This is a genomic window from Pseudomonas asiatica (assembly GCF_009932335.1).
GTDB lineage: Bacteria > Pseudomonadota > Gammaproteobacteria > Pseudomonadales > Pseudomonadaceae > Aquipseudomonas > Aquipseudomonas asiatica.
In genome coordinates, this window is sequence record NZ_BLJF01000003.1 from 740,953 (window position 1) to 761,842 (window position 20,890).

The following is a 20,890-nucleotide window of genomic DNA, read 5'->3' on the forward strand; positions in this document are numbered from 1 at the left end:
GCCCTTTCGCGGGTAAACCCGCTCCCACAAGTACTGCGCAGCCCCAGCCATCAACGCTGCACCTGTAGGAGCGGGTTTACCCGCGAAAGGGCCGGAGCAGGCGCAGGAAAATGTAGAGACGTTTCCCACAAGTCAGAGTGGAACTGGACTACTGCGGATCGAATGCCATTTGGCCTTGAATGTGTGCTTTGGTGTTCGCAATGAGGCTTTTCTGATGAGTGATGTCCACAAGAACGACTTGACTGATTTCGAGGGCAAGCAACTTCCCTTCTTCGTAGTCTCGCCCCTGAAGTTTGGCGTAATGATCTTCTTCACCCTTGGTTTTTACTGGCTGTATTGCTTTTATCAGAGCTGGAAGCTGTATGGAGTGAGGACAGGAGAAAAGGTCAGCCCATTCTGGCGAAGCGCTTTTGCAGTGTTCTTCATCTACCCGTTATTGAGAAGGGTGAATGATCATATTCGCGAGTCAGGCAGAACCTACCCTTGGTCCATTCTGGGGCTCACGCTGGGCTACTACGGTATGTGTGCTGTCTGGGTGGCTGCCACTGTGATTCTGGATGATCAGTTGTGGGCGGCGTATTTTGCGGGTGTAGTCATTCAAGCAGCTTGGTTGGTCATTCTGGTGCCCATGCAGAAAGGCGCCAATTTCAGCGCGGGGGATGAGGCAGGAGTGGCCAACAGCCGTTTCACGCTGGCCAATTGGTTGTGGATGCTGCTGGCTGCCGTAATTACAGCAGCGCAGCTGTTTGCTTTGATCACACTTTCGTCCATGGCTTGAGCAGCGTCGCAGCAGAATTTGCCGGGGCCGCTTTGCGGCCCTTTCGCGGCGAAAGGCCGCCCCTGCGAAGCTCGGTATTCCGGCGCGGTTCGAAGAGGGAGCATATTGAAGAACTCGAACTTGAGCTGGCATGCGATCGCTTTCCTGTTTTGGGGAGGCATGGACGCGTTCTACATCTGCCTTTATGTTTTCCGCAGTACGGAGCGAGGTGCCATACCTTTCTGGTCGGATTTCAAGGACGCATTGAGCAACATGCAGATCTGGGGAGGAGGGCTAGAGCTAATCGTCTGGCTAGGCCTGATTCTGCAGCTTTCGTTGATAGCGACCTGCGGGTTGTTTCTTATGCGTTGCCGGTTGGCTGTCTACTTGGCGATGGTGCAGATCCCCTTTCGCATCTTTTTTATCGTTCCGTCGATATCCATAATCCTGTTGTTGCCGATGCTGGCTTCCAGTATCAGTAACTCGGTGTGGATTGGGCTGATGCTGATTTCGGAGGCTGGGAAAGGCTGGTGCCTATTGTGGCTCTGGCGAAAGCGCGGGTAACGGTGTGCGCCGGGTTTTTTGGATTTTTCTACCGGTCAGTCAACCCATGCACAGCTGCCACCCTCTTGTTTGACAGCAGGTGGTGATAGTTCCTGATCCACCCCTGAACGCAGATTCACTCGAAGATCCTAATCTAGGTCGCGAACTTCGCACTGAGGCTTAATGATGTGTCGCCTGAGCCGGCCCTTTCGCGGGCATGCCCGCTCCCACAGGTACGGTGCAAGTCATGAAGCTTGTGGTGATCCTGTGGGAGCGGGCGCGCCCGCGAATAGGCCCGGCCAGGCACTCGAGAATTATCAGGGGGTTGAACAATGACAACAGAAGACACCCAAGCCGCATCGAGCCTGGCATCCCGTGCAGGGACGCCCGTGAGCAGTCGTCGGAGTTGATGGGTAATGTCCGCGAATTGACCATTACCGGGCTGATGGATGAGAAGCCGATGATGATCTGGGCTGCCCATTACCTGAGTGCGATGGCCAAGGCACTGATGGATGATGCTGAGTTGGGGATGAAGCAGTGAGGGTTTGGCTTCCGATTGAATGAACACCTGTCAGCCCAACCCCAGCCCCCATAAAAAAAAGGAGAGCCGAAGCTCTCCTTTTTTCGTTAACAACCCTCAACCTCAGCCAATGGTCATCAGGCTGGCATTACCACCGGCAGCAGCAGTGTTCACACTCACTGCCCGCTCGATCACCAGGCGCTCCAGCGCAATCTGGTGGTCGCCGCTGGACAGCCCGTGCACACCCACGATCGCCCCGGCACGCTTGGCCACCTGCTGGCACACGCCGCGCAGCTGGTCCGAGTCGCCATGGTGGATCACGGCGTCGAACGCCACTTCATCCTTGTTCCAGTCCGCCACCAGCTTGACCTTGGCCTGCAGCTCTCGCGGCAGGCGGGCACGCAGGGCTTTGCCCGGCTCGCCGTCCGCCCATACCGCCGAGCTGCCAACGGCCAGCACTGCGGCGAACTGCGCCAGCAGGTCGGCTTCGTTGTCGGCCAGGCACAGCACGTGCTCACGCGGCAGGATGGTGTAGCTGTTGCGCTCGCCGGTCGGGCCTGGCAACAGGCGGGCGATGCCGCTCTGCGACTGGCTGGCGAACTGGCTGCACAGCGTGGCGAGGTCGGTCAGCTGGTTGCTCTCGGCCCATGCCTTCAGGCCGTGCAGCGGCTTGATCAGCTGTTCGTGCAGGGCGCGGTCAGGCTTGCCTTCGCCGTCCTGTTGCTGGAAGTGGCGGCCAATCGCGTCGGCCGGGCGGGTCGACAGCAGGCGGTACAGGTACAGCGGGCCGCCGGCTTTCGGGCCGGTGCCGGACAGGCCTTCACCACCGAACGGCTGCACGCCCACCACTGCACCGACGATGTTGCGGTTGACGTACATGTTGCCGGCGTTGGCGGTTTCCACCACCTTGGCGATGGTCTCGTCGATGCGGGTGTGCACGCCGAGGGTCAGGCCGTAGCCGGAGTTGTTGATCTGCTCGATCAACTGGTCCAGGTTGCGACGGTTGTAGCGCACCACGTGCAGCACCGGGCCGAAGATTTCACGCTTGAGCTCGTCGAAGCTCTCCAGCTCGATCAGGGTAGGCATGACGAAGGTGCCGCGCTTGAGCTCGGCAGCATCGGCAATGGCCACCTGGTAGACCGAGCGACCTTTCTCGCGCATGCCCTGGATGTGCTTCTCGATGCCGGCTTTGGCTTCGGCGTCGATCACCGGGCCAATGTCCACGGCCAGGCGGTCCGGGCAGCCCAGGCGACTTTCGGCCATGGCACCCTTGAGCATTTCGATCACGCGGTCGGCGGAGTCTTCCTGCAGGCACAGCACGCGCAGTGCCGAGCAACGCTGGCCGGCGCTGTCGAAGGCCGAGGACACCACATCGATCACCACCTGTTCGGTCAGTGCCGAGGAGTCGACGATCATCGCGTTCTGGCCGCCGGTTTCGGCGATCAGCGGGATCGGGCGGCCCTGGTTGTCCAGGCGGCCGGCGACGTTGCGCTGCAGCAGGCGGGCCACTTCAGTGGAACCGGTGAACATCACGCCCTTGACGCGCTCGTCACCCACCAGGCCGGCACCGACGGTTTCACCGCGGCCAGGCAGCAGCTGCAGCACGCCTTCAGGAATGCCGGCTTCCAGCAGGAGGCGCACGGCCTGGGCAGCGATCAGCGGGGTTTGCTCGGCCGGCTTGGCCAGTACGGGGTTGCCGGCGGCGAGCGCTGCGGCTACCTGGCCGGTGAAGATCGCCAGCGGGAAGTTCCACGGGCTGATGCACACCACTGGGCCCAGCGGGCGGTGGGCGTCGTTGCTGAAGTCGTTGCGTGCCTGCACCGCGTAGTAGCGCAGGAAGTCCACGGCTTCACGCACTTCGGCGATGGCGTTGGCGAAGGTCTTGCCGGCTTCGCGGATGAGCAGGCCCATCAGCGGCTGGATTTCGGCCTCCATCAGGTCGGCGGTGCGTTCCAGAATGGCGGCGCGCTCGGCAGGCGGGGTGGCCTGCCAGATCGGAGCGGCATTCAGTGCGCACTGGATGGCGTTGTCGACGTCGGCGACCGTGGCTTCCTGAACATGGCCGACCACGTCGCGGTGGTCCGCCGGGTTCAGGACCGGTGCGGCGGTGCCTTCGCTGGCAGCGCAGGCCAGCAGTGGCGTGGCTTTCCAGTCGTTGTGGGCGGTGGCCAGCATGGCGCAGGACAGCGATGCCAGGCGGTGTTCGTTGGCCATGTCGATGCCGGCCGAGTTGGCCCGCTCGCTGCCATACAGCTCACGCGGCAGCGGGATGCGTGGGTGCGGCAGGCCGATGCTGCCTTCCTGGGTGCCCATGCGCTCGATGCTGGCGACCGGGTCGGCGACCAGTTCCTGGATGGAGATCGAGTGGTCGGCGATGCGGTTGACGAACGAGGTGTTGGCGCCGTTTTCCAGCAGGCGACGCACCAGGTAGGCCAGCAGCGTTTCGTGGGTGCCGACCGGTGCATAGACGCGGCACGGACGGTTCAGCTTGCCTTCGGAAATCTTGCCGACCACCTGCTCGTACAGTGGCTCGCCCATGCCGTGCAGGCACTGGAACTCGTACTGGCCCGGGTAGTAGTTCTGACCGGCAATGTGGTAGATGGCCGACAGGGTGTGGGCGTTGTGGGTGGCGAACTGCGGGTAGATGGCTTCTGGCACGGCCAGCAGCTTGCGGGCGCAGGCAACGTAGGACACGTCGGTGTACACCTTGCGGGTGTAGACCGGGTAGCCTTCCAGGCCTTCGACCTGGGCGCGCTTGATTTCGCTGTCCCAGTAGGCGCCTTTCACCAGGCGGATCATCAGGCGGTGGCGGCTGCGCTTGGCCAGGTCGATGACATAGTCGATCACATACGGGCAGCGCTTCTGGTAGGCCTGGATGACGAAGCCGATACCATTCCAGCCGGCCAGAGAAGGCTCGAAGCACAGGCGCTCGAGCAGGTCGAGCGACAGCTCCAGGCGGTCGGCTTCTTCGGCGTCGATGTTCAGGCCGATGTCGTATTGCTTGGCCAGCAGGGTCAGCGACAGCAGGCGCGGGTACAGCTCTTCCATCACGCGCTCGTACTGGGCGCGGCTGTAGCGCGGGTGCAGCGCCGACAGCTTGATCGAGATGCCCGGGCCTTCATAGATGCCACGGCCATGGGAGGCCTTGCCGATCGAGTGGATGGCCTGCTCGTAGGACGCCAGGTACTTCTGTGCGTCGTGCTCGGTCAGTGCGGCTTCGCCGAGCATGTCGTAGGAATAGCGGAAGCCCTTGGACTCGAAGCGGCTGGCATTGGCCAGGGCTTCGGCGATGGTTTCGCCGGTGACGAACTGCTCGCCCATCAGGCGCATGGCCATGTCGACGCCCTTGCGGATCATCGGCTCGCCGCTCTTGCCGATGATGCGGGTGAGCGAGGAGGTGAGGCCGGATTCGTTGTGGGTAGACACCAGCTTGCCGGTCAGCAGCAGGCCCCAGGTGGCGGCGTTGACGAACAGCGACGGGCTGTTGCCCAGGTGCGGCTGCCAGTTGCCGGTGCTGATCTTGTCGCGGATCAGCGCGTCACGGGTGCCCTTGTCGGGGATGCGCAGCAGGGCTTCGGCCAGGCACATCAGTGCCACGCCTTCCTGGGACGACAGCGAGAATTCCTGCAGCAGGCCCTGAACGATGCCGGCACGACCGCCAGCGCTCTTCTGGTTACGCAGTTTTTCGGCGATGCCGGCGGCCATCTTGTTGGTCGCTTCGGCCAGCGGGGCGCTCAGGCGCGCCTGCTCCAGCAGCATCGGTACCACTTCCTGTTCGGGGCGGCGGTAGGCGGCGGTGATCGCCGAGCGCAGCACCGACTGCGGCAGGATGCTCTCGGCGAACTCGAGGAAGCACTGGTGGCTGTGGTCGGGCTGGACCTCTCCGGCATCGTCGGCCAGGTTGCTGGCATGGCCGTTGAGTTCGGTCAGGGTGGCACCACCCTCGAGCTTCTCCAGGTAGTTGAAGATCGCTTGCTTGATCAACCAGTGCGGGGTGCGGTCAATCGACTGCGCAGCTGCCTTGAGTCGCTCACGGGTCGGGTCATCGAGTTTGACCCCAAGGGTGGTCGTCGCCATTTCTTATCCTCGTTATTGCCACGGTTGTGGCCTAAGCTGGCGCCAAGAGTAGCTGTAGGACAATTCGGGTGCAACCAGGTGCAACCCGAATTTTTCATGGAAAAGGTGCAACTCGTCCGACCGTCATTTCCATGCCCGGAAAAGGGTCGTTTTCGGTGCGTTTTATTCTGAAAAGCGAGGTTGTTGCTCCCAAAAGGAGCAAAAAATCAGATTTGTCTGAAAATGCACGAGAAGGTGCAACTTGCAAATGAAAAATGGTTGCACCCGCTTTGCGTTGTTGCATAGGATTCGCCGCCTGGGTGCAACCGCCATGGCTGCGGTTGTGCATGACATAAAAACAAACGCCAGGGCACACGCATGGGCAATCCACTAACGATCACTTTCGTGGTCTATATCGCGGCAATGGTGCTGATCGGCTTCGCCGCCTATCGCTCCACCAATAACCTTTCCGACTACATCCTCGGCGGCCGCAGCCTGGGTAGCGTGGTCACCGCGCTTTCCGCCGGCGCTTCCGACATGAGCGGCTGGCTGCTGATGGGCCTGCCGGGCGCCATCTACTTCTCAGGCTTGTCCGAAGCCTGGATTGCCATCGGCCTGACCGTCGGCGCCTACCTGAACTGGTTGTTCGTCGCTGGTCGTCTGCGCGTGCAGACCGAGCACAACGGCGATGCACTGACGCTGCCGGACTACTTCTCCAGCCGCTTCGAAGACAACAGCGGCGTGCTGCGGATCATCTCGGCCATCGTGATCCTGGTGTTCTTCACCATCTACTGCGCCTCCGGCATCGTTGCCGGTGCCCGTCTGTTCGAGAGCACCTTCGGCATGCCGTACGAAACCGCCCTGTGGGCCGGTGCCGCTGCAACCATCGCCTACACCTTCGTCGGTGGTTTCCTGGCGGTGAGCTGGACCGATACCGTGCAGGCTTCGCTGATGATCTTTGCGCTGATCCTCACCCCGGTGATCGTGCTGATCTCCACTGGCGGCTTCGATACCACCTTCGCTGCCATAGATGCGGTCAACCCGGCCAACTTCGACATGCTCAAGGGCGCCACCTTCATCGGCATCATCTCGCTGATGGGCTGGGGGCTGGGCTACTTCGGCCAGCCGCATATCCTGGCGCGTTTCATGGCCGCCGACTCGGTGAAGTCGATCGCCAACGCCCGCCGTATCTCCATGACCTGGATGATCCTGTGCCTGGCCGGTACCTGCGCCGTGGGCTTCTTCGGCATCGCCTACTTCTCGGCGCACCCTGATCTGGCGGGCCCGGTCACCGAGAACCACGAGCGTGTGTTCATCGAGCTGGCCAAGATCCTGTTCAACCCATGGATCGCCGGTGTACTGCTGTCGGCCATCCTGGCGGCGGTGATGAGTACCCTGAGCTGCCAGCTGCTGGTGTGCTCCAGCGCCCTGACCGAAGACTTCTACAAGTCCTTCCTGCGCAAGAACGCTTCGCAGGTCGAACTGGTGTGGGTCGGCCGCCTGATGGTGCTGGCCGTCGCCCTGATCGCCATCGCCATGGCCTCCAACCCGGAAAACCGCGTGCTGGGCCTGGTGGCTTACGCCTGGGCCGGCTTCGGTGCTGCCTTTGGTCCGGTGGTGCTGATTTCGGTGCTGTGGAAAGGCATGACCCGTAACGGCGCACTGGCCGGTATCGTGGTGGGTGCACTGACCGTGATCCTGTGGAAGAACTTCGACACCCTCGGGCTGTACGAAATCATCCCGGGCTTCCTGTTCGCCAGCATCGCCATCTTCGTGGTGAGCAAGCTGGGCAGCCCGTCGCAGGCAATGGTCAAGCGTTTCGAGACTGCTGATGCGGCGTATCACGCTGACAAGTAATACCCGTTGAGTCGGCGGCGCCTGTTTCGCGGGTGAGCCCGCTCCCACAGGGATTGCACAGAACTCAAATTCTGTGAGGTGCCTGTGGAAGCGGGTTTACCCGCGAAACAGGCGCCGCCGATCAGCAGCCAGGCCCTGACTCCGCCTGCAAGGCAAGGTAAACTTGCCACCCCCGCAGGAGTTGCCATGAACTATCGTCACGCCTTCCACGCCGGCAACCACGCCGACGTCCTCAAACACATCGTGCTGACTCGCCTCATCGCCCTGATGTCGCGCAAGGAGCAGCCATTCGCCTACATCGATACCCACGCAGGGCTCGGTCTGTACGATCTGCAGGGCGACCAGGCAACCCGCACCGGCGAGTACCTGGAAGGTGTCGCCCGCCTATGGAATCGCGATGACCTGCCGGCCATGGCCGACGACTATCTGCGTATCATCAAGCGCCTGAATGCCGATGGCGAGCTGCGCTACTACCCCGGTTCGCCCGAGCTGGCTCGCCGCCTGATGCGCCAGCAGGACCGCGCCCTGCTCAACGAGAAGCATCCCGAAGACGGGCCGCTGCTCAAAGAGAACATGAAGAAAGACCCGCGCGTGTTCGTGCACCTGGGCGAAGGTTGGCATGTGCCGCGGGCCTTGCTGCCGGTGCAGGAAAAGCGCGCGATCATGTTGATCGACCCGCCGTTCGAACAGGCTGACGAGCTAAAGCGCTGCACTACCGCCATGAAAGAGGCGATCGGCCGCATGCGCCAGACTGTCGCGGCCATCTGGTACCCGATCAAGGACCAGCGCTCGCTGACCCGCTTCTACCAGGACCTGACCAGCACCGGCGCACCGAAACTGCTGCGGGTCGAGTTGTATGTGCACCACCAGGACAGCCCGCAGGGGCTCAATGGCTCAGGTCTGGCCATCGCCAACCCACCGTGGGGGTTGGAAGAAGAGCTCAAGGAGCTGCTGCCATGGCTGGCCAAAGAGCTGGCGCAAACCGCCGGCAGCTTCCGCATGGACTGGCTGATCGCTGAATAATATTGCTTGCCTGTACCGGCCCCATCGCCGGCAAGCCAGCTCCCACAGGTACAGCGCGGGCCTCAAGGTCGGTGGTGTACCTGTGGGAGCTGGCTTGCCGGCGATGAGGCCAGTACAGGTTGCCGCGTTGCGCACATGTTTGCGTTATAATCCCGCTCTTTAGCCGCCACCCGCCCAAGAGGCCGCTGGCGCATTTCTACCGAATGAAGAGGCTAATCCCTTGGCATTGACGATTCTTGGCCTGTCCGGCGCCCTTAGCCATGACCCTTCCGCGGCCTTGTACATTGACGGCAAACTGATTGCCGCCGCCGAAGAAGAGCGCTTCGTGCGTGACAAGCATGCGAAGAACCGCATGCCCTACGAGTCGGCGAAGTTCTGCCTGGAACAGGCTGGCATCAAGCCATCCGACGTCGACGTGGTAGCCATCCCGTTCGCCCCGATCAGCCTGTTCGGCAAGGCGCGCTGGCATTATGCCAAGCGCTACTGGTACGCCCCGGATCGCGCCCTCGACGCTATTCTGATGGGCAACCGTCGCTACAAGCGCTACCGCAAGAAGATCGTCTGGTGCCTGGAGCAACTGGGCTTCGACCCGAAAAAGGTGAAGATCGAGCCCGTCGAGCACCACCTGGCCCATGCCTCCAGTGCCTACCACTGCTCGGGGTTCAAGGAAAAAACCGCAATCCTCGGCATCGACGGTAAGGGCGAATACGCCACCACCTTCTTTGGCTACGGCGAAAACGGCAAGATCCACAAGATCAAGGAATTCTTCGACCCGGACTCGCTTGGCGGCCTGTACGGCGCAATCACCGAGTTCCTCGGCTTCGAGATGCTCGATGGCGAGTTCAAGGTCATGGGCATGGCGCCGTATGGTGACGCCAGCAAGTACGACTTCTCGCGTCTGGCCAGCTTCGAAAACGGCGAACTGGTGATCAACACCGAATACGCCAACGTCATTGGCCTGCGCCGCTATAAAGAGAAGGGCAAGGGCTTCTACTTTTCGCCGAAACTGATCGAGTGGCTGGGCCCCAAGCGCGAAGGGGACATCGCCGACGAGCCGTACATCCATTACGCGGCCAGCATGCAGGCACTGTTCGAAAAGATCGCCCTGCAGATGATCGACCACTACCTGGGCGACATCCTGCGTGAAACCGGCAAGCTGGCCTTTGCCGGCGGTTGCGCGCTGAACGTCAAGCTCAACCAGAAGATCATTGCCCGCCCAGACCTGAAAGAGCTGTTCGTTCAGCCGGCTTCCGGTGACGCCGGTACCGCCGTGGGTGCTGCCGCCTACGTTTCCCACGCTCGTGGCGTACCGGTCGAGAAGATGGAACACGTCTACCTCGGCCCTTCGTACTCCAACGAAGACGTGATCGCTGCCTGTGCCCGTCACCCGAACGCACCGAAGTGGCGCAAGCTCGACGACATGCCGCAGCGCATCGCCAAAATCATGGTCGATGGCAACCCGGTGGCCTGGTTCCAGGGCCGCATGGAATTCGGCCCCCGTGCCCTGGGCGGCCGTTCGATCATTGGTTGCCCGAGCGTGCCGGGCGTAGCCGACCGCATCAACGAGCAGATCAAGTTCCGCGAACGCTGGAGACCTTTCTGCCCGTCGATGCTCGACACCGTCGCCCCGCAGATGATCAAGGTCGACCACCCGGCGCCGTTCATGACCTTCACCTTCGAAGTGGCTGAAGAGTGGAAGACCCGCGTGCCGGAAGTGGTCCACGAGGACGGCACTTCGCGTGCCCAGGTGCTCAAGCGCGAGTACAACCCGCGCTACTACGACATGATGAAGGCACTGGAAGACCTGACGGGCAACGGAGTGTCGCTAAACACCTCGCTGAACCGCCGTGGTGAACCGATGATCTGCTCGCCGACCGACGCCCTGAACATGTTCTTCGGCTCGGACCTGCAGTACCTGATCATGGAAGACATCCTGGTTGTGAAGGACGGCGCGGCCCCGTATGACCAGCCGCTCTGAACCGCGCATCCTGCAGTTCTGCCATGGCTATGACGGGCCGTTCCTGGACTGCGCCCGTCAGTACGCCAGCCTGTTCCAGGGGCGTGGCTACCAGGTCACCACGGTGTTCCTCACCGGCGCCGCCGACCCGCAGGTAGCGGCTGGCTGTGCGTCGGACGAGGTGCTGTTCCTGGAGTTCAGCTCCAAGGCTGTGCGCGGCCTGAAACTCGGCGCCATCCGTGCATTGCGGCGGATCGCCGCCGAGCGCAATTTCGCCTTCTGCATCGCCCATCGCTTCAAGCCGATCTACGTGGCGTTGCTGGGCACCGGCTTGCCGGTGATCGGCGTGCACCATGCTTTCGGTGACTACGAGCGCAAGGGGCGACGCATCTTCGCCAACCTGTTCAGCAAACGCCTGAGCTTGCTGGGCGTGTCGGACGCAGTGCGTGACGACATGCGCCGCTGTCTGCCGCAGTGGCCGGCAGAGCGTATCCAGACCTTGTACAACCGCATCGACATCGACGCCCTGCAAGCGGCCCTGGTGCCACGCGCCGAGGCCCGTCAGGCCTTGGGGCTGGACGCACAGGCGTGGATTGTCGGTAACGTCGGGCGCCTGCACCCGGACAAGGACCAGGCCACCCTGCTGCGTGGCTTTGCCGAAGCGCTACCGGGGCTGCCGGCTGGCGCCCGCCTGGCAATCCTTGGCAAGGGGCGCCTGGAAGCCAGGCTCAAGGCCCTGGCCGCCGAGCTGGGCATTGCCGGGCAAGTGGACTTCCTTGGCCAGGTGCCGGATGCGCGCCGTTACTTCCAGGCATTCGACGTATTCGCCCTGAGCTCCGACCATGAGCCGTTCGGCATGGTCCTGCTCGAAGCCATGGTCGCCGGTGTGCCGGTACTGGCCACGGCCTGTGGTGGTGCCCGCGAAGTGGTGGAGGGTGTTGGCGTGCTGTTCCCTCTGGGCGATGCGGGGCAATTGGCCCAGGGCCTGAAACACATGGCTGTGCTCGATGGGCAGCAACGCCAGGCCTGTGCCGAGCACATGCTGCAGCGCCTGCGTGAACGCTTTTCCGACCAGGCGGTGCGCGAAGCATTCTGGCAACTGCCGCAAGTCCGCGCGTTGGTGGGGCAGGCCTGATGCTCAACCGTATCCAGGCCTTCCGCGAACGCGGTTGGCAAGTTATCGACGCCAAGGCCTATGCCGAGGCATGGGCCCGGTTTGGTGGCAGTGTCGCCACCCATCCCCAGGTGGTCGAGCAGCTGGCGGACCTGGCGCAGATCCCTGTGCGTTATCTGGGCTGGCACCAGGCCGGCGAGCTGAAAGCCGCCATTCCTACCTGGGGGCGCCACCTTGCGCTGTCCAAGGACGTGCTCAAGCGTGCCGGCAAAAAGGCCCTGTTCGACCTGGGCAACGCCGAGATCATCCTGCCGGCGGCGGCCGATGCCGCTGCACCGTTGCGCCATGCCGCGCGCTACCTGTCCGAACTGAACCAGGGCCGCTTCAGCGGCCTCAAGGCGCAGAAGGAACAGCTGGCCATGGCCCGCGCCCACGAAGACCTGTCGAAGAAGTTCCGCTACAACCAGCGCCGCGAACTGCGCCTGCTGGAAGAGGCGGGCGGTGTGGTGCGCCCGATCGGCGACTTCAGCGCGCAGGAAATCGCCAGCATGTACTGCGACCTGTTCCAGCGCCGCTGGGGCTTCCCTGCCACCGGTGCCGAGCGCATGGCCGAGGTGCTGGAACGCCTGCGCGAGCTGCTGATCGGCTCGGTGCTGCTGTTGGACGGCAAGCCGATTGCCATCCAGCTGGTTTACCGTGTCGAAGCGCCGGAATGGATCAGCGTCGAGTACATCAATGGTGGTGTCGACCCTGAAACCAAGGCCTTCAGCCCCGGCAGCGTGCTGAGCTTCCTCAATACCCAGGCCGCCTGGGAAGACGCCCGTGCGCGCAACAAGCCGCTGCGGTTCTCGTTCGGCCGTGCCGACCGCGAGTACAAGGACCGCTGGTGCAACCCCGTGCAGGTGTATCAGGCGTGAGTCGCAAGCAGCAGTTGCTCAAGCGCCACCGGCGCAACAAGCGCCTGGGCCTGTTGGCGGGCCTGGTCGCGCTGGTGGCCATAGGTGCGTTCAGCTGGTGGTGGTTGCCACTGCTGCTGTTGCCGCTGTTGTGGGCGGCCCACGAGGCCTGGTTTGCCGACCACCTGTTCTACGCGCCAGGTGAGGACTACGCCTACGACTTCGGCGAGTTGACCCGGGAGGCTCCTGCCAGCCTGAGCGGCGGCTTGCTCAAGGCTGAGTGCGTGCTGCAGGGCAACGAAACCCTGGTCCTCGAGCTGCGGGTAAAAAGCAGCTGGATGGGGCGCTTCCTGGACCCGCAGGTCGAGCTGGTGGCTGGCGAGCAGGCCGACCGGCAAACCTTCGAGCGTGGCGTCGATGGCGTGCGCTTCCTCAACCTCACCGGCCTCGCCGCACCTCTGCAGGCTGGCGCGTTGCGCCTGCGTGGCCGGCATTGCCGGCTGGCGGGCCAGCCGCGCTTGTGGATAACCCCGGCGGTCGAGCTGCAACGGCGCCGGGTGATGGTGATCGCGCCGCATGCCGATGATGCCGAGCTGGCCGCTTACGGCCTTTACAGCCAGGCCGACGAAACCTGGGTAGTGACCCTGACCGCTGGTGAAATCGAGGCCGAGCACTATCAGCAGATGGGCTTGGCAAAGGCCGAGGCCGCGCGCCTGAAGGGCCGCCTGAGGGCCTGGGATAGTGTCGCCGTGCCACGCTGGGCCGGTGTGGCGGAATCGCGTTGCGTGCAGCTGGGCTACTTCTGTCTGCAACTGCCTGCCATGCAGGCTGCGCCAGACCAGCCGGCCGCTTCTCGCGAGGCCGACCTCGCCGACATTCGCGTATTCCGCCGATTCAACCCGTTCCCGCTGCCGGCCGATGTCGATGGCGCGCCGACCTGGCGCAACCTGCTCGCCGACCTGCGGGCCTTGCTGGAAATGGCCAGGCCAGAGGTGCTGGTGATGCCGCACCCGCAGCTCGACCCGCACCCCGACCACATCTGTGCCCAGGCAGCGGTGCTGGAAGCCTTGCAAGGCCTGGCCTGGCAGCCGCAAACCCTGCTGTGCTACGCCAACCACCTGCATGACAACGACCGCTGGCCGATGGGCGACAGTGGTGATGGCGTGGCCCTGCCGCCACAGCTGGAAGCTGTCCAGGCCTGGGCTCCTTGCAGCCTGGTACTGGACCTTGCGACCCAGCGCGACAAGGCCATGGCCCTGGGCATGATGCACGACCTACAGCCGCCAGCACCGTTCAAACGCCGCCTGCGCCGCTTGTTGCAGCGCTGGTTGGCCGGGCGGCGGTCGTCGCCTTACGGCGAGAACGAATTCTTCCGCAAGGCCGTGCGCCGACATGAACTGTTCTGGCGGCGTGAGCTGTAGGCGCGCCCCATGGTTGACCGCGATGGCGCAGAGCGCCCAAGGAACCCAATGAAAGTCCTATTTCTGGTGCAGAAGGAACAGCGGGCGATTCTCGACCGCCTGTACGATGGCGTCGCGGCCAACTGCGAGTGCGACCTGCGCTGGTTGACCAGCGAAGACCAGCGCAACCTGCGCCGCTATTTCAAGCGTGAAGTGCAGGTCGAGCGTTATGACCGCATTGTTTTCTTCCTGCGTTTCAAACAGGAAATCCGTCAGGCGGCATTCATCCGTACGGTGCCGAACCTGGTCATCCTCGAGCACGATGCCTACCAGAACTACATCCCGTGCAAGTACACGGGCAAGTTCAGCGCCCATTACCGCAAATTGCCCTGGGCGCGGGTGATCAGCTCAGGCTACATGGTCAGCGAGCGCCTGCGTCAGGAAGGTTTCGACGCCGTGTTCGTGCCCAAGGGCTACGACGAGCAACTGCTGGCCGACCAGGGGCGTGAGCGCGACATCGAACTGGCCTTCGTCGGCAGCACCAACAGCGTGGCCTACAGCGGCCGCAAGGCACTGCTGGACGAGCTGGGCCGGGTCGAGAACCTGGTGGTGACCCGTACCAAATCGGGTGAAGACTACTGCAACACACTCAACCGGATCCGCTTCTTCGTCAGTGCCGACGTCGGCATGGGCGAATACATGATCAAGAACTTCGAAGCCATGGCCTGTGGCTGTGTGTTGCTGGCGTATGACCAGGGCGAGGAAGAGAACCGCGCACTGGGCCTGCAGGACATGCACAACGTGGTGTTCTATGACAGCATCCCGACCCTTCAGGAAAAGCTCCGCCGTTTGCGCGCGGACCCTGAACTGGCCCGGCAGATTGCAGAAAATGGTCGCCACCTGGCGGTTTCCCGTTTCAGTTTCGGGGCTGTTGGACGTAGCATCGTCGACCACATGCGCCCGGCGCTCAGGCCCCATCCGCCGTTGTCTGCATGGCAGCGGCTGCGCCTGAAGCTGGGCATCTAACATAAGAACTTTCGCGCCTGTGGAACGGGCGTTGGAAGTCGAAGTCGCAATGCGGAGGGAGTCCGGTGCGCTTTTCAAATGAGAGTGATGTCACGCTCGTCGTGACCAGTTGTGGGCGGTTCGATCTGCTCAAAGATACCCTTGAGAGTTTCGATCGCTACAATACCGCGCCCATTCGCGAAGTGTTCATCACCGAAGATTCCGGTGACGATGCCGTGCATGCCGCTGTGCCTGAGCACTGGAAACCGCACTGCAAGGTGTTCGTAAACCGGCCCAAGTTGGGCCAGTTGCCGTCTATCGACCTGGCCTACAGCCACGTCAAGACGCCCTACATCTTTCACTGCGAGGACGACTGGCACTTCTATCGCCAGGGCTTCGTCGAAGACTCCCGGGCCATTCTGGAGGTCAGCCCTGATCTGCTGCAGGTGTGGCTGCGCAGCCATGCCCATGACCTGGCCATCCACAGCCCTTACATTCACCTGGGTGATCGCCGGGTGATCGCCGGGGTGCCTTGCTACCCACTGCTGTCCGATAAGGCCGAGTGGCAGGCGTTTTCGCTCAACCCCGGGTTGCGCCGTTTGAGCGATTACCAGCGTTGCGCGCCATTTGCCGCCTATGCTGGAGAGAAGGCACTTTCCCGGCGTTATTCTGAGTTAAACCTGACAGCGGTCACCTTGGAGGGTGATGCAGTATTGCACACTGGATTTGGTAATCACGTGACCTTGCCCATCGAAGTGGAACGCAAGGCCAAACGTCGTAAACGTGATCGGATAAAGTTGGCATTGACGCTGGTGGCGGGTGCCGTGATTGGCATGGGAATCACCATTTTTGTTCAGTGAAGTCGCTGTCCCACCTGACATGAGCGGGAGAGGGCCCATGAACATCGTCAATGTGATGTGGGCGGGTGGAACGCCGTACATGTCCATCCACAAGGTGCATCGGCAGGTGCTGTCGCACGCGGGTGCCGATGCCCGGATCAGTAACTGGCTGCTGCTGGGTAGCGGGCTTTGCTGTGGGCTTGGCTCGACCCGGGAGTGGCATATGCCGTCACGGGCGCTGAAAGGGCGGCACTTCTGGCGCCTGTTGCGCCCATGGTTGCGCATGCGCTTGCGCAAGGCGCTGAACGAGGCCCAGGCTGAAGTCGTGCTGCTCGACGGTGTCGGTGTGGCGCGGTTGGTGTTGCCATTGTTGCAGCAGGTTCCGCAGGTACGTGCCAAGGTGCTGTTCCACGGCAAGACGCGCCTGAGTCCTAGTGATGTGCGCCTGCTGCGCATGTTTCCGGCCGAGCGTCTGAGCATCGCCGCCGTTTCACAGACACTTGCCACGTCACTCGAACACGACCTGGGCAGGCCGGTGCAGACCTTGCGCATGGCCCTTGACCCGCTGGCTTTCGCCGAACCGTTGTTGAGCCGGGAGGCGGCCAGGCAAGCCCTGCAGCTGCCCCAGGTAACCGGGGTGATGCTGGGCGCGGTCGGGCGACTGGTGGAAAGCAAAGGTTTCGAGATGCTGATCGAGGCGTTCGCCAAGGCCTGTATGCGGCAGTCGGACCTGCAGTTGGCAATCATCGGCGAAGGCCCTCTGCGTGAGGTGCTGCAAGCCCGTATCGACGCGCTGGGCCTGGCCGGGCGCGTTCACCTGAGCGGTCACCGCGACGACCTGCAGCAGCTGTACCGGGCCTTCGACTGGCTATTGGTGCCTTCGCGCTCCGAAGGCCTGGGGCTGGTGGTACAGGAGGCGGTCATGGCCGACGTGCCGGTGGTATGCAGCGACCTGCAGGTGTTCCGCGAGCAGTTGCAGGACACCGGTGGCTACCTGCCCGTTGCCAATGAAAATGCCTGGGCCGAGGCGATCGAGCGTTGCTCGGTGCTCGGTGCCCCGGCGGTAGCTGCCCGGCAGCGCCAGGCGCTGGCCCCGGAGCAGGCCTGGCAAGCATTCTGCAATGGCTCGCAAAGCCTGCTGCGCAGTTGACGCTCAGCGTGCCAGCAGGGCTGCCTCGAAGGCGGCAAGGGGGAACCGGTCACCCAGGTTCTCCCGCTCGATATAACGCACCATATGCTGCACATTGCGCCGAATCATGCGCGCCGACAGCGGCGGACGCAGGAAGCGCATGTCGGCAACGTCGATCAGGCCCAGTTGCTGGTCGGGGGTGACCACCACATTACCCAGGTGCAACGAGCGGAAGTACACGCCGCTGCGATGCAGCTGGCGGATCAGTTCGATCAGGCGCGGCAGGTAGGTGTCCCAGCTGAAACCCTCATCGCGCGACATCTGCAGCAAGGTGCGCCCTGGCAGCGGGCGGTACAGCACGGCGGTACGCCCTGGCAGGTCGAGCTTGTGCTGGCTGATCACCTCCAGGGTGGGGATGCCCAGTTGTGCAAGGCGTGCGGCGTTGTCGACGAAGCGCTGCGAGTACGGGCGCAGCAGTGCAGATGAAATCAGCCGCTTCCTACGAAAAACCTTGAGGAAATTACCATCCGCGAGCAGGTAGACTTTGGCGCCATGGCTATCTGCCTCAAGCACCTGTGCGCCTTGTGTCAGCTGATCGAAGTCGACCTGGGGGAGCCGGGAGCATTGCATGAATAGAGCCTTGTCGTCGGGCGAACAGAATGACCGGCAATAATGCCGAAAATAATGTTGTAGCACCATTGGATGGTGTCTTTGATTCATCGGGGGAAAGGATGTTGTATCAAAAAAACTGGGCGCAAGCCTGGTTGGGGTTTGGTCTGGTCTGGTTCCTGGCAGCGATTGCCCTGGCACCGAGCAACAAGGTTTATCAGCAAGGGCTGGTGTTGTTCCTGTGGTTGCCGACGCTGGTAATGGCGTGGTCCGCAAGGCACGTAATAGTGCAGGCCTGGCGGCGTCAGCCGGCCTTGTGGGGGAGTGTGTTGCTGCTGCTGGTGTGGAGTGGGCTCAGCCTGGTCTGGTCGGCCGCGGAAAACCCGGGGCGCGAGGCCAAGCGCCTGCTCTACATCCTGGTATTCCTGCTGGCGTTCCCGCTGCTGGGCCAGCTTGGCCAGGCCCGCATTCGTCAGCTGTTGCTGGCCGGCAGCGCCTTGCTGGCCGTTGCCGCATTGATCTCGGTAATCCATTTCTACGGCGTGCTGGGCATGCCTCTGCTGGCCCGGCTGGAGGGCATCGGCGAGATATCGCACCCCATTCTGGGTGCCTATGTCATCGGTTCGGCCGTGCTCTTCCTGCTTTACGAGCCGCCGCGGCAACGTGGCCTGCAGTTGTTGTGGCTGGTGGCGCTGGTGTGCCTGGGGTTGTTTGCCATGCTCAGCCAGAGCCGTGGGGCAATCCTGGCCCTGGTGCTCACCGTGATCCTGGCCCCGTTGTGGTTCCGTGACCGCCACAGCCGGATGTTTGCCGTGCTGGCGGCCATCGCCACCGGCCTGGCCTTCTATCTCGTGTACGACCTGATCGCCCAGCGCGGTTCGTCCTACCGGCCGGAAATCTTCCACGCCGTGGTCGACATGATCGCCGCACATCCCTGGACCGGCCTTGGCCTGGGCGCTGCCTACGACGTGAGTGCAGTGGGCAAGCACTTCGACCACACCCACAACATGTTCACCCACATCGCAGTGGAGTTGGGCCTGCCTGGCATGCTGCTGTGGGTCATGGTGTGGCTGTACACCTTGGGCGAAATCGTCCGCGCACGTGGCACGTTGTTCGGCAAGATCCTGCTCGGTTTCTGGGTCTACTCCACCCTGGCCATGCAGTTCGATGCCGCCAGCCTCACTGGTACGCCACGTGCCGAATGGTTCATCAGCTGGCTGCCCGTTGGCCTGGCCATGTTGTTGCCATGGGGGAGTGCCGAAAATGATGCCTGTGGTAAAATTTCCGGTTCAACCTGAACAGCGAGCTTGATAATGGCCGAAACACCGCGACCGGCGGAACACACCTCCAGCCTGAAGATCTACTTCCGGCTGCTGAGCTATGTGAAACCCTATGTCGGCATTTTCCTGCTGAGCATCATCGGTTTCGTGATCTTTGCCTCGACCCAGCCGATGCTGGCCGGGATCCTGAAGTATTTCGTAGATGGGCTGAGCAACCCCGAAGCGGTGTTGTTCCCAAACGTCCCCTACCTGCGCGACCTGCAACTGCTGCAGGCGGTGCCGCTGCTGATTATCCTGATCGCCGCGTGGCAGGGTCTGGGCTCGTTCCTCGGCAACTACTTCCTGGCCAAGGTTTCCCTGTGCCTGGTGCACGACCTGCGTGTGGAACTGTTCAACAAGCTGCTGGTGCTGCCTAACCGCTACTTCGACAACCACAACTCCGGGCACCTGATCTCGCGCATCACCTTCAACGTGACCATGGTCACTGGTGCTGCGACCGATGCGATCAAGGTGGTGATCCGCGAAGGCCTGACCGTGGTGTTCCTGTTCGGCTACCTGCTGTGGATGAACTGGCACCTGACCCTGGTGATGGTTGCCATCCTGCCGGTAATCGCGGTGATGGTGAGCGTCGCCAGCAAGAAATTCCGCAAGCAGAGCAAGAAAATCCAGGTGGCCATGGGCGACGTCACCCACGTTGCCTCGGAAACCATCCAGGGCTACCGCGTGGTGCGCAGCTTCGGCGGCGAGGCCTACGAGGAGCAGCGTTTCGGCAAGGCCAGCCAGAGCAACACCGACAAGCAGTTGCACATGACCAAGACCGGCTCGCTGTACACGCCGATGCTGCAGCTGGTGATCTACACCGCCATGGCCGCGTTGATGTTCCTGGTGCTGTTCCTGCGCGGTGATTCCACTGCTGGTGATCTGGTGGCTTACATCACCGCCGCCGGCCTGTTGCCCAAGCCGATACGTCAGCTTTCGGAAGTCAGCTCGACCATCCAGAAGGGCCTGGCCGGCGCCGAAAGCATCTTCGAGCAACTGGACGAAGAGCCTGAAGTGGATACCGGTACCGTCGAGAAGGAGCGGGTGGAAGGGCGCCTGGAGGTGCGCAACCTCAGCTTCACCTACCCGGGTACCGAGCGTGAGGTGCTGAGCGATATCAGCTTCGTAGCCGAGCCAGGGCAGATGATTGCACTGGTCGGCCGCTCCGGCAGTGGCAAGTCTACCCTGGCAGCGCTGATACCGCGCTTCTATCACCACGACCAGGGGCAGATCCTGCTCGATGGCGTGGAGATCGAGAACTATCGCCTGCGCAACCTGCGTCGCCACGTTTCGCAGGTGACCCAGCATGTCACCCTGTTCAACGATACCGTGGCCAACAACATTGCCTATGGCGACCTGGCCGGCGCCCCGCGCGCCGACATCGAAGCCGCTGCGGCCGATGCCTATGCCAAGGAGTTCGTCGACCGGCTGCCGAAAGGCTTCGATACCGAAGTGGGTGAGAACGGCGTACTGCTCTCCGGCGGCCAGCGCCAGCGCCTCGCGATTGCCCGGGCACTGTTGAAGAATGCGCCGCTGCTGATCCTCGACGAAGCCACCTCGGCGCTGGATACCGAGTCCGAGCGGCATATCCAGGCTGCCCTGGACCATGTGATGCAGGGCCGTACCACGCTGGTGATCGCCCACCGTCTGTCGACCATCGAGAAAGCTGACCAGATCCTGGTCATGGACCAGGGGCGCCTGGTCGAGCGCGGCACCCATGCCGAGCTGCTTGCGGCCAATGGCCATTATGCCCGCCTGCATGCCATGGGCCTGGATGAGCCGGCCAAGGCCGATATCACCTGAACCCTCGTTGATCGGGGCCATCGCGGCCCCGATTGTCACGGGAATTTTCCTGGGGTGATCTGG

17 protein-coding genes are annotated in these 20,890 nt (G+C 62.6%); 14 read left to right on the forward strand and 3 right to left on the reverse strand.

What is annotated here, in order from left to right:
- Window positions 1-214: 214 nt before the first annotated feature.
- From GYA95_RS25895 to GYA95_RS25905, 3 genes are all read left to right on the forward strand, one after another.
- Window positions 215-778, forward strand: a complete 564-nt coding sequence (locus GYA95_RS25895; protein ID WP_015272044.1) for a hypothetical protein — start codon at window positions 215-217, stop codon at window positions 776-778.
- A 105-nt stretch (window positions 779-883) separates the two neighbouring features.
- Window positions 884-1,321, forward strand: a complete 438-nt coding sequence (locus tag GYA95_RS25900) for a hypothetical protein (protein ID WP_015272043.1) — start codon at window positions 884-886, stop codon at window positions 1,319-1,321.
- 268 nt (window positions 1,322-1,589) lie between these two features.
- Window positions 1,590-1,841: a DUF3077 domain-containing protein gene (locus GYA95_RS25905; RefSeq protein ID WP_043936290.1), complete on the forward strand. Its 252-nt coding sequence runs from the start codon at window positions 1,590-1,592 to the stop codon at window positions 1,839-1,841.
- A gap of 102 nt (window positions 1,842-1,943) precedes the next feature.
- Here the strand turns inward: GYA95_RS25905 and putA are convergent, their stop codons facing one another.
- Window positions 1,944-5,897 carry a trifunctional transcriptional regulator/proline dehydrogenase/L-glutamate gamma-semialdehyde dehydrogenase gene (gene putA / locus GYA95_RS25910; RefSeq protein WP_015272041.1) on the reverse strand — a complete coding sequence of 1,318 codons (3,954 nt, stop codon included), beginning with the start codon at window positions 5,895-5,897 and terminating at the stop codon, window positions 1,944-1,946.
- 94 nt (window positions 5,898-5,991) lie between these two features.
- Window positions 5,992-6,180, reverse strand: a complete 189-nt coding sequence (locus GYA95_RS25915; RefSeq protein WP_137108938.1) for a hypothetical protein — start codon at window positions 6,178-6,180, stop codon at window positions 5,992-5,994.
- A gap of 74 nt (window positions 6,181-6,254) precedes the next feature.
- On the opposite strand from GYA95_RS25915, the gene putP reads away from it, so the two are divergent.
- The 9 genes from putP (at window position 6,255) to GYA95_RS25960 (ending at window position 17,117) form a co-directional block, all read left to right on the forward strand.
- On the forward strand, window positions 6,255-7,733 hold the full coding sequence (gene putP / locus GYA95_RS25920; RefSeq protein WP_015272040.1) for a sodium/proline symporter PutP: 1,479 nt from the start codon (window positions 6,255-6,257) through the stop codon (window positions 7,731-7,733).
- Between the two features lie 186 nt (window positions 7,734-7,919).
- The gene (locus GYA95_RS25925; RefSeq protein WP_013974483.1) at window positions 7,920-8,756 is read left to right on the forward strand and encodes a 23S rRNA (adenine(2030)-N(6))-methyltransferase RlmJ; all 837 of its coding nucleotides are present in this window, start codon (window positions 7,920-7,922) and stop codon (window positions 8,754-8,756) included.
- 220 nt (window positions 8,757-8,976) lie between these two features.
- The gene (locus tag GYA95_RS25930; RefSeq protein WP_015272039.1) at window positions 8,977-10,734 is read left to right on the forward strand and encodes a carbamoyltransferase family protein; all 1,758 of its coding nucleotides are present in this window, start codon (window positions 8,977-8,979) and stop codon (window positions 10,732-10,734) included.
- Window positions 10,718-11,848 carry a glycosyltransferase gene (locus tag GYA95_RS25935; protein ID WP_015272038.1) on the forward strand — a complete coding sequence of 377 codons (1,131 nt, stop codon included), beginning with the start codon at window positions 10,718-10,720 and terminating at the stop codon, window positions 11,846-11,848. Before GYA95_RS25930 ends, GYA95_RS25935 begins: the two co-directional genes overlap by 17 nt.
- A complete protein-coding gene (locus GYA95_RS25940) occupies window positions 11,848-12,744 on the forward strand; it encodes an antimicrobial resistance protein Mig-14 (RefSeq protein ID WP_015272037.1) in 897 nt (298 codons plus the stop codon). Before GYA95_RS25935 ends, GYA95_RS25940 begins: the two co-directional genes overlap by 1 nt.
- Window positions 12,741-14,144 carry a PIG-L deacetylase family protein gene (locus GYA95_RS25945; RefSeq protein WP_015272036.1) on the forward strand — a complete coding sequence of 468 codons (1,404 nt, stop codon included), beginning with the start codon at window positions 12,741-12,743 and terminating at the stop codon, window positions 14,142-14,144. Before GYA95_RS25940 ends, GYA95_RS25945 begins: the two co-directional genes overlap by 4 nt.
- Window positions 14,145-14,192: 48 nt before the next feature.
- The gene (locus GYA95_RS25950) at window positions 14,193-15,149 is read left to right on the forward strand and encodes a glycosyltransferase family protein (protein WP_015272035.1); all 957 of its coding nucleotides are present in this window, start codon (window positions 14,193-14,195) and stop codon (window positions 15,147-15,149) included.
- 65 nt (window positions 15,150-15,214) lie between these two features.
- Window positions 15,215-15,988: a glycosyltransferase family 2 protein gene (locus GYA95_RS25955; RefSeq protein WP_039612457.1), complete on the forward strand. Its 774-nt coding sequence runs from the start codon at window positions 15,215-15,217 to the stop codon at window positions 15,986-15,988.
- Between the two features lie 37 nt (window positions 15,989-16,025).
- On the forward strand, window positions 16,026-17,117 hold the full coding sequence (locus GYA95_RS25960; protein ID WP_015272033.1) for a glycosyltransferase: 1,092 nt from the start codon (window positions 16,026-16,028) through the stop codon (window positions 17,115-17,117).
- Between the two features lie 3 nt (window positions 17,118-17,120).
- Here the strand turns inward: GYA95_RS25960 and GYA95_RS25965 are convergent, their stop codons facing one another.
- Entirely contained in the window at window positions 17,121-17,726 is a 606-nt protein-coding gene (locus GYA95_RS25965; protein WP_015272032.1) for a serine/threonine-protein kinase, read from the reverse strand.
- A 101-nt stretch (window positions 17,727-17,827) separates the two neighbouring features.
- Between GYA95_RS25965 and GYA95_RS25970 the strand changes: the two genes are divergently transcribed.
- Both GYA95_RS25970 and msbA read left to right on the forward strand, forming a co-directional pair.
- Window positions 17,828-19,003, forward strand: a complete 1,176-nt coding sequence (locus GYA95_RS25970) for an O-antigen ligase family protein (protein WP_054572166.1) — start codon at window positions 17,828-17,830, stop codon at window positions 19,001-19,003.
- A gap of 15 nt (window positions 19,004-19,018) precedes the next feature.
- Window positions 19,019-20,827 carry a lipid A export permease/ATP-binding protein MsbA gene (gene msbA, locus GYA95_RS25975; RefSeq protein WP_013974473.1) on the forward strand — a complete coding sequence of 603 codons (1,809 nt, stop codon included), beginning with the start codon at window positions 19,019-19,021 and terminating at the stop codon, window positions 20,825-20,827.
- Window positions 20,828-20,890 lie beyond the last annotated feature (63 nt).